The organism is Actinoalloteichus spitiensis RMV-1378 (assembly GCF_000239155.1).
Lineage (GTDB): Bacteria > Actinomycetota > Actinomycetes > Mycobacteriales > Pseudonocardiaceae > Actinoalloteichus_B > Actinoalloteichus_B spitiensis.
The window spans coordinates 1-9,012 of the sequence record NZ_AGVX02000477.1 but is presented as its reverse complement, the minus strand read 5'-3'; the positions used below and the strand labels follow the sequence as shown (position 1 = coordinate 9,012).

Here is a 9,012-nt window from a genome sequence, read left to right as displayed (position 1 = left end):
CGGCCCACCACTCCCGCCTCGCGAGTCGGGAATGCGGACGGGGCGACCAACGGGCGACCAACCCCCTGAACCTCAGCGCGCTCGCCCGGTTTGGTCAGTTCATCCGAAAACGACCTCGTAATCCCGCAACAGGCGTTCAACCATCGTCGGGGCCAGGGCCGGAGCGGTGGAGCCCGGGCCGAGGGGCCTCAGCTGGCTCTCGTAGGCGGCGGCCGCGTGTCGTTTGGCCTCCAGCACACCCGTGCGGAGCGTGACCCGCCGCGCCCGGTGCCAGGGGACCCGGGGGTCGTCCGGTCTCGCCCAGTGCCACATCCAGATCGGGTACTCCCAGAGCCGCGCCCCGGTACGTTCGCAGGCCTCCGCGCTCGCGCGGCCGACGGCCTCGTGGTCCGGATGGCCGTCGCCCCGCCAGGTGGCGAAGCACCACTGCCCGGGGCGCAGCAGGCCCTCCAGCTCCTTGGCCAGGCTCTTCTCGTCCACGGCGCCGTCCAGCTGCCCCAGGGTGCGCACCGCGCTGTCGCGCAGCCCCAACCTCCGCAGCGCCTGCGCGCTCTCGAAACGCCGCATGATCGCCAGCTGTGCCGGCGAATACGCCCCCGCGCCGGGGTGCGCCGCGTCACCGTCGGTGACCGCCACGACCTGCGCGCCGCCCAGCACCGTCATCACGCCGCCGACCCCGAACACCTCGTCGTCGGGGTGCGGCGCCACCACCACCGGTGTGAGCGCGATGCCCGCCGCCTCCAGGTCAAGCTCCGGCCATTCCCGGGGCGCGGCCCACCCGCGCCAGACGTCCTCCGAGGTGCCCTCTCCCGAGATGCTCACCGACATCGCTCGGGCCTCCTTCCGGCGCCACCGCCCGGGCGCCGAGCGCCGGAACCGGATCGGGTCGTCGTGCGGCCGCGTCCCGGTTCCGGCGGTGTCCGGGTCAGGCGCTGCGCCGCTGACCCTCGTGCCTGCCCTCGGTGAACTCCTCCACGATCTTGGCGCAGAACGCGGGGAGGTCATCAGGCTTCCGACTGGTGACCAGGCCCTGGTCGGTGACCACCTCCTGGTCCACCCAGGTGGCCCCCGCGTTGCGCAGGTCGGTCTGGAGACTCGGCCAGGACGTCACCGTCCGACCACGCACGACGTCCGCCTCGATCAACGTCCACGGTGCGTGGCAGATCGCGCCCACCGGTTTGCCCTCCGCGAAGAACTGCTTCGCGAAGGCCACGGCCCCGGCGTGCGTGCGCAGGAAGTCGGGATTGGCGACCCCACCGGGCAGTACCAGGGCGTCGTAGTCGGCGCTGCTCACGTCGTCGACCACCCGGTCGACGGGGAACGTGTCGGCCTTGTCCAGGTGGTTGAAGCCCTGGATGGTTCCCTGCTGGGTCGACACCAGCTCGGGCTGGCCGCCAGCCGACCGCACGGCCTCCCACGGCTCGGTGAGTTCGACCTGCTCGACGCCTTCCGGCGCCACCAGGAACGCGATCTTCTGCCCTGTCAACTCGCCTGCCACTGTCCCTCCTCCGATCTCGATGCGGGGGGTGCCGTGCCCACCTCCCCGCCGTGCCTGTCGGCTTCCCGGCGGTCGTGGCGGCGAAACGTGCGTCCGCGCATGAAGATCACCCGATCGGACAAGGCCGTCACGGCCACGTCACGGCCGCACATCCGTGGTGCAACAAACCGGGCCCACGCTGGCGCCATGAGTGAAACGACCACCGGTCCGGTGCCGGGCGACGACGCGAACGGCGCGGCCGGAGCCCCTCGCGCACCCGGCCCGACCTGGCGGGGCTGGGTGGCGGAGGTGGTGGAGCTCGCGGCCCTGTTCCTCGCGGCGGGCGCCGTCCACCTGCTGGCCACCGGAGTCGGCCACCTGGATTTCGGCGCCGGCCTGCTCGTCGCCTTCGGGGTCCTCCTCGTCGTCACGGCGCTCACCCACCGGTGGTGGACGCACCGCAGGACCCACGTCGAGGGCACCGGCTCGCCCGGACCTCCGAGGAGCGGGACCGCCGTCGAGGAGCGCGGACCGGGAACCGCGGCCGAGGGCGCGGAGGGCAGGAGGCCCGCCGTCGAGAACGATCCCCCGGTTCCCCCGGCCGGTCGCCTGTGGCGCATCCGGACCCGGATCGACGACGCTCCCGGCGGCCTCGCCCTCCTGACCGCCCACCTCGCCCTGCTCGGAGCGAACATCCGATCGATGCGGGTGCACCCGGAGGTCGGGGGAGCAGTGGACGAGTTGCTGGTCACCCTTCCGGACCAGGTGGCGGAGGCGGAGCTGGCCGAGGCTGTCACCCGGGCGGGTGGTGGGGGAACCCACCTCGCGCTCGCCGACGTCCACGAACTCGCCGACACCACCACGAGGGTGCTCACCCTGACGACCGGGCTGCTGGCGGACCGGGGCACGCTGCCCGCCGTCCTCGCCCAACTCGCCGCCACCGACGAGCCCCTCCAAGCGGCGGTGGCCCCGGCCGGCTGCGTCCCCGACACCGTCTCCGGGACACGGATGTGCCTCCGCGCACCAGCCGGGGGAGTGCTCGTCCTGACCCGACCCGGTATCCCGTTCACCCCGGTGGAGTTCGCGCGCTGCCGCGCGCTGGTGTCTCTCGCCGCCGCGCTGCCGGTACCACCCGGCACAGCCGCCACCGTCGACGTCGGGGAGGCTGAGGAGCACTCACACCCGGGCAGGCGGGCGGGTGGGCCGCTCGGTCGCCGGATCGCCGCCCCGGAGCGGCCGCGCCCACCCCGGCCCCTTGGCCCCGCGCGGGTCGCCCTCGCAGCCGGGGGGAGCACCGAGAGCACGGTGGACGGACCGACCGGCCGGGACGGCGCCGCGCTCCGGGACACCACGACCAGCCGGGAACGCCGGTCCGAACCACCACCACCGCCCACCGCGTCCTCGGCGGCGGTGGGCGTCGGGGTGATCGCCCCCTTCGACTTCGCGCTCGACCGCGAGCTGTGGCGTTGGGCCCCGCCCGAGGTGTCCCTCTACCTCACGAGGCTGCCCTACGTGCCGATGCCGGTCACGAACGAACTCGCCGCGGCACTCACCAGGCCGTCCCCACTGCGGGGCGCGGTGCGCGACGTGCTCGTGCCCGAACCACGGGCGCTCGTCTTCGCCTGCGCCTCGGCGAGCTTCGTGCACGGCCGGGCGGGGGAACGAGAGTTGCGGAACACCATGCGGGCGGCAGGCGCTCCCCGGGCGGTCACGTCCTCGGGTGCCCTCGCCGAGGCGCTGGCCGTCCTGGGAGTGCGACGGGTGGCGATCGTGACCCCCTACGTCGACGAGGTCACCGAGCGGCTCCACCGGTTCCTCGCCGAGCACGGTGTCGACGTGGTCGGCAGCACGGGACTGGGTCTCGTCCGGCGGATCTGGGACCTCACCTATGCCGAGGTGGAGCGCGCCGTCCTCGACGTGGACGGTCCGAGGGCGGAGGCGGTCTTCGTCAGCTGCACGAACGTGCGCACCTACGACCTCATCACCCCGATGGAGCGCCGGTTGGGGAAACCCGTGATCACCGCGAACCAGGTGTCGATGTGGGCCGGGCTGCGGAGGGCGGGGTGGCACGCGGTGGGCGCCGGCCAGTCCCTCGTCGAACTCACCGCCGGGTGATCTGGGGTGCCCGAGGTGCTCGCGGCATGTCGTCCCGCCGGAAAGTGGCCCCGGCGGCGGGCGTTCCCCTGAACGGGGAAGGCGCTGGGCACGGAGTAAGGTCCCGTCCCCAGCGGTAGCACGATGATCAGGTCCCGTTCGTCACGAGGTGCTGCCTGGGCGATTGCCCACTAGTGTGTCGCCCACCACCACTATCGGGGCTTGTCGGCTACCGATCAGCTCTGGCCAGCACCAGCCCCTGATCCCCGGCACGGAAAGCGACCCCGACGTGAGTGACAGCCACAGCAGTCTGACGATGCATCCCACCACCGTGGCCGCCATCGTGCGGTTCGCCGAGCGAGAGCAGGTGACCTACAGCGAGGCGTTGCGCCGCCTCGTGTCCTACGGGAGCCGGATGCACCACGTCCAGGTGAACGGCGGGCAGGTCGTGTTGCGCCGGCCCGACGCCTCCGAGGAGATCCTGCCGGCGCTGACCTCGGACGTCCCCTGGCCCTGTCTGGACGAGCCCCGGCGGGAGACCGGCTGAGGGTTCGTCGGTACGAGCGCGCACCCCTCGTCCCCTCGGCGCACCGGTCGGCCGTCGCCCGCCGTCCGGGCCTGGGCCAGCGGTGCGGGGACCGCCTCCCCGCGCACCGCGTTCTCCGGTGCTTCGGGCACGCCAGATGGGGAGCGAGGGAGCGAGCACGCTCGGCTGGTCCCGCATGGTCGAGGGCACGCCGGACAGCTTCGCTCGTTCGAGGGCCAGGATGACCCGTTCGCGGATGGAAGCGGGGGTCGGTGCTGGATAGCGTCAGGCGGGATGGACATCGCGGAGACCACCACCGGGGGCCAGGCCGCCCGCCCCGCAACCGGCCAGGCGCCCGCCGCCCGGCTGGCCGCCGCCAGTTTCGTGGGCACCGCCCTGGAGTTCTTCGACTTCTACGCCTACGGTCTCGCCGCCGCCCTGGTGCTGGACCAGGTGTTCTTCCCCGCGCTGGACCCGGTCGCCGGCGTGTTGGCGTCCTTCTCGACCTTCGCGGTCGCGTTCCTCGCCCGCCCGTTGGGAGCCGTCCTGTTCGGACACCTCGGCGACCGGCTGGGCCGGCGGAACACGCTCGTGGCGTCGTTGGTGGTGATGGGAGGCGCGACGCTGGCCATCGGTCTGCTCCCCGGTCACGCCGAGCTTGGCGTGCTGGCGCCCGCGTTGCTCGTGCTCCTCCGCTTCGTCCAGGGGCTCGGGGTGGGGGGAGAGTGGGGTGGTGCCGCCCTGCTGGCGGCCGAGCACGCCCCGCCCGGGCGGCGTGGCCGGTACGCCCTGTTCACCCAGTTGGGGCCGCCGGCGGGTTTCCTCCTCGCCAACGCCGCCTTCCTCGCGCTGGACGGCCTCCTCACCCCCGCCGCCTTCGTGACCTGGGGGTGGCGGGTGCCGTTCCTGGTCAGCGCCGTCCTGGTCCTGGTCGGCCTGTACGTCCGGCTCCGCCTCCCGGAGACCCCCGCGTTCCGGCGCGTTCCCGTTCCGGCACGCCGGTCCCCGCTGGGGGCGCTGCTGAGGAGCCAACCCCGGCGGCTCCTGCTCGGGGCAGGGGTGATGGTGGTGCAGTACACGCTGTTCTACCTCGCCACGGCCTACTGCCTCAGCTACGGCACCGCGGTCCTCGGGATGGACCGAGGAGTGCTCCTCGCGCTGACGATGGCGGCGGTGGTGGGGCTGGCGATCACCACCGCCCTCTCGGCCCTGGCCTCGGACCGCTGGGGACGGCGGCCGGTCCTGGTGTGCGCCTGCGTGGTGAGCGCGGGCTGGGCACTGGTGTTCTTCCCCCTGTTCGACACGGCTGACCCGGCCCTCGTCGCGCTCGCGTTGGTCGGCGCGTTGCTGGCCATGGGGCTGGGGTACGGCCCGATGGGCGCCTACCTGCCCGAGCTGTTCGTCGCGACCCACCGCTACACGGGAGCCGCGCTCGCCTACAGCCTGGGTGGCGTCCTCGGTGGTGCCCTCACCCCGTTGATCGCGGTCCGGCTCCAGGCGGCGTCCGGGAGCGGGGCGGTCGGCGCGTACCTCGTGTGCGTCGCGCTCGTCAGCCTCGGGTGCGCGCTGGCGCTGCGGGACACCGGTCCGCGCGCACGGGGCGTGGACCCGGTGTCCGCCGCCACGCCCCCGTGAACGCGGACCACCCGTGGCGTCCCGGGCGCGGGAGGCGGGGCCACCTCCACCCGTTCGCCCGGGGGACCTGCCCGGACGGCGGACGCGACGCGGCGGCGGAGGCCGGAGAATGACGGAGGATCGGATCCGCCGCGACGGACGCGAGCTCGGAGGACTGAGGCTGATGACGGCACGGGAACCGGTCGAGAAGGCGCGGTCGTCGAACACCGACCGGGCGGGGGGCGCGCGGGCGCGCCGCGCCGGGGCGGACGAGGCACCGTGGAACACCGCCGCCGGCGACGTGGAGACCCCGTGTTCGCCGCGTCACCAACCGGCCGTCCTGCTCGCGGCGGCGGAACTGCGGTCGATGATCGACCGGGTGTTGGAGCCGGTTCCCCCGGTAGCCACGGAGCCGGCAGCGTCGGGACGAGCGGAGTGCCCGGGTCCTCCGGTGCTGCGGGCCCTCTCCGACCCGCTGGGCGAGCGGATGGCCGGCCTCACCGACGACCGCGATGCCTCGGCGCTGTTGCTGCGGCGTTGTCGTGAGGTCCAGCTCTGCGAGAGCGTCGGAGCGACCGAGCTGGCCCTGGTGGGGTTGCGTTGGCTGTTGGCCGCCCTGCTCCAGGTCGTCCTCGCCGAACGAGGAGCGCTGCCCGACCTCGGCGCCACGCCACCGCAGGTGCCCGTCGCCGACCACGACCTGGCGATGCTGGTCTCGGCCTGCCGGCACCAGGGATGGCTCGACCTGGACGCGGCCACCATCCTGGGGTGCCTCGGCGACCGGTCCCACCCCGTCCCGGGCGCGCTGTCGACCGGCAACCTCCCCGGTCGGGCCGAGCTGGGCGAGGGGTGGGTGATGGTGGGCAAGGTCGTCGACCAGCTGGAGGACGCCCTGCCGCCGGGCCCGCGCGCCGAACCAGGCGGGAGCGGCGAGCCGCCGAGGGGCAGCGGTCCCTGCCGGGAAGGGCGGCCCGCGTGACGGCGGTGTCCGACCACCTCCCCGGACGGACGGGCCGGGACCGGTGCCAGGGTGCTGTGCCGGAGCCGACACCGGTGGCGTGGGCAGGGGCGGTGCCTGCTGCCCCTGCGTTCCTCCTCGCCCGGGCCTCCTCCCGCGCCGACCTGGTCCGGGACCCGCGCCTCGGGTAGGTCCGCCGGGGAGGATCTCGGTGCGGTGGCCCGGACCGGGGAACGGGTGATCGGAGGACGAGGGCGGCCGGACCGGGCCGAGCGGGCACCCCTCCTTCCCCTGCGGGGCCGGGCGAGAGCGTCGACCGCTCGTCGCCCCCCGGAGCGAGCCCCCGGCCGGTTACCCTCCGTGTCGTTGGCGGAACCAGCTACCCCCGACGGGGGAGGCTGACGACCGTCGCATGATAATGATTGCCATGTTCGTCGCGGTTCGCCTTGGTGGCCGCGCCAGCTGATAGGACGTCATGGCGATCCAGACTCACCGATCGCTGCCCGCGCAGGGCGTGCCCCCACCCAGACCAGGGGGATCCCGTGCCCGGGTCGTCCTCGTCCTGGTGGCGATGGCGGCGCTCATCCTCGTGCTGCTCGTGGTCTCCGGTGCCACCGGAACGGTCGACGTCGCGCTCGACGAGGCGGCGCTCATCACGCTCGGACACCTCCTGCCCGGCATGCCCTGGATGTCCGACGGGTCCCTCACCCCGCTCCAGGACCAGGCCGTCTGGCAGTTCCGCCTCCCGCGCGCCCTGCTGGCCGGTCTCGCGGGCGCAGGCTTGGCCCTGGCCGGCGCGATCATGCAGGTCGTCGTCCGCAACCCGCTGGCGGAGCCCTACGTCCTGGGCATCTCCTCCGGGGCGGGACTCGGCGCCGTGGTGGTGATCACGCTCGGGTCCACCGCCGTGGGCGGCATGTCCCTGGGGGGAGCGGCCTTCGGGGGAGCGCTGCTGGCCACCGTCTCGGTGGTGGTGCTCGCGCGGCGCGGCGGCACCCTGTCCCCGACGAGGATGATCCTGGCCGGGGTCGCGCTCGGTTCCCTCTTCAGCGCGACCACGAGCTACCTGACCCTGACGACCGACGCGCAGAACGTCGTCAGCGTGCTGTTCTTCCTGCTGGGAAGCGTGTCCGCCGCCACGATGGAGTCGCTGCTCGCTCCGGCGGTCGCCCTGGTCCTCGCCTGTCTGGTCGTCGCTCCCCGCGCTCGCGCGATGAACGCGCTGCTCACCGGCGACGAGTCCGCGACCGCGCTCGGCGTGGACGTCCAGCGGCTCCGCGCGCTGCTGCTCGTGACGGCGGCGTTGCTCACCGGAGCCGTGGTGTCCGCCAGCGGCGGGATCGGCTTCGTCGGTCTCGTCGTCCCCCATATGGCCCGGATCATCGTGGGCTCCAACCACCGCCGCATGCTGCCGGTCGCCGTGGCCGGCGGAGCCGCCTTCCTGATGGTCGCTGACCTGCTCTCCCGTACGGTCGCCGCTCCGACCGAGGTACCGATCGGCATCCTCACCGCCGTGGTCGGAGCCCCCTTCTTCCTGTGGTTGATGCGCCGTTCGGCCGCGACGCACGCGGGTTTCGACCGATGAGGGTCGTGTTCGAGCGGGTGCGGGTCGACCTGGGCCGTCACCCGGTGCTGCGTTCGGTCGATCTCGTCGCGGGCTCCGGCCGGTTCCTCGGGTTCGTCGGGTCCAACGGCAGTGGGAAGTCCACGTTGCTCCGGACCCTCTACCGAGCCGTTCCCCCGACGGAGGGGCGGGTGCTGTTGGGCGACCAGGACGTGTGGCGGTGCGGTCGGCGGGAGGTGGCTCGGTCGGTGGCGGTGATGACCCAGGAGACCAGCTCCGAGTTCGACCTCACGGTCCTCGACGTCGTACTGCTGGGAAGGGTGCCCTACCAACGGGGACTGGGCGGGCACTCGGCCACCGACCTGGAGACGGCGTGGAACGCGCTGACCACGGTCGGAGCGGAGCGGCTCGCGCACCGCCTGATCGGGCAGCTCTCGGGAGGGCAGCGGCAGCGGGTCATGCTCGCCCGCGCGCTCGCCTCCGACGCCCCGGTCCTGGTGCTGGACGAGCCGACCAACCACCTCGACATCAGCTTCCAACTGGACCTGATGAGACTGGTCGCCGGACTGGGGCGCACCGTGATCGCCGCCCTGCACGACCTCAACCTCGCCGCCGCCTACTGCGACGACATCGCCGTGCTGCACGAGGGGCGGGTGGTCGCCACCGGCGAGGCGGCCGAGGTGCTCGTCCCCGAGGTCATCCGCGAGGTCTTCACGGTCGACGTCGACCGTCTCGAACACCCCCGCACGGGCCGCCCCCTGCTGGCCTTCGCTCCCCCC

8 protein-coding genes are annotated in these 9,012 nt (G+C 73.6%); 6 read left to right on the top strand and 2 right to left on the bottom strand.

What is annotated here, in order from left to right; genetic code table 11:
* Positions 1 to 99: 99 nt before the first annotated feature.
* Complete coding sequence (locus ACTIDRAF_RS0219635; protein WP_016700429.1) at positions 100 to 828, bottom strand: PIG-L deacetylase family protein; 729 nt, start codon at positions 826 to 828, stop codon at positions 100 to 102.
* Positions 829 to 925: 97 nt separating this feature from the next.
* Positions 926 to 1,498 carry a type 1 glutamine amidotransferase domain-containing protein gene (locus tag ACTIDRAF_RS0219630; RefSeq protein ID WP_016700428.1) on the bottom strand — a complete coding sequence of 191 codons (573 nt, stop codon included), beginning with the start codon at positions 1,496 to 1,498 and terminating at the stop codon, positions 926 to 928.
* 1,389 nt (positions 1,499 to 2,887) lie between these two features.
* On the opposite strand from ACTIDRAF_RS0219630, the gene ACTIDRAF_RS35670 reads away from it, so the two are divergent.
* The 6 genes from ACTIDRAF_RS35670 to ACTIDRAF_RS0219600 all read left to right on the top strand — a co-directional run.
* The gene (locus tag ACTIDRAF_RS35670; protein WP_483446990.1) at positions 2,888 to 3,592 is read left to right on the top strand and encodes a maleate cis-trans isomerase family protein; all 705 of its coding nucleotides are present in this window, start codon (positions 2,888 to 2,890) and stop codon (positions 3,590 to 3,592) included.
* 268 nt (positions 3,593 to 3,860) lie between these two features.
* Complete coding sequence (locus ACTIDRAF_RS0219620; RefSeq protein ID WP_157163155.1) at positions 3,861 to 4,118, top strand: hypothetical protein; 258 nt, start codon at positions 3,861 to 3,863, stop codon at positions 4,116 to 4,118.
* A 273-nt stretch (positions 4,119 to 4,391) separates the two neighbouring features.
* Positions 4,392 to 5,732 carry an MFS transporter gene (locus tag ACTIDRAF_RS0219615; RefSeq protein WP_016700425.1) on the top strand — a complete coding sequence of 447 codons (1,341 nt, stop codon included), beginning with the start codon at positions 4,392 to 4,394 and terminating at the stop codon, positions 5,730 to 5,732.
* A 163-nt stretch (positions 5,733 to 5,895) separates the two neighbouring features.
* Positions 5,896 to 6,690: a hypothetical protein gene (locus ACTIDRAF_RS29955; RefSeq protein ID WP_157163154.1), complete on the top strand. Its 795-nt coding sequence runs from the start codon at positions 5,896 to 5,898 to the stop codon at positions 6,688 to 6,690.
* A gap of 454 nt (positions 6,691 to 7,144) precedes the next feature.
* Positions 7,145 to 8,254: a FecCD family ABC transporter permease gene (locus tag ACTIDRAF_RS0219605; RefSeq protein WP_157163153.1), complete on the top strand. Its 1,110-nt coding sequence runs from the start codon at positions 7,145 to 7,147 to the stop codon at positions 8,252 to 8,254.
* Positions 8,251 to 9,012, top strand: a 762-nt coding sequence (locus ACTIDRAF_RS0219600) for an ABC transporter ATP-binding protein (protein ID WP_026066293.1), incomplete at its 3' end; no start/stop codon positions are given. The genes ACTIDRAF_RS0219605 and ACTIDRAF_RS0219600, both read left to right, overlap by 4 nt.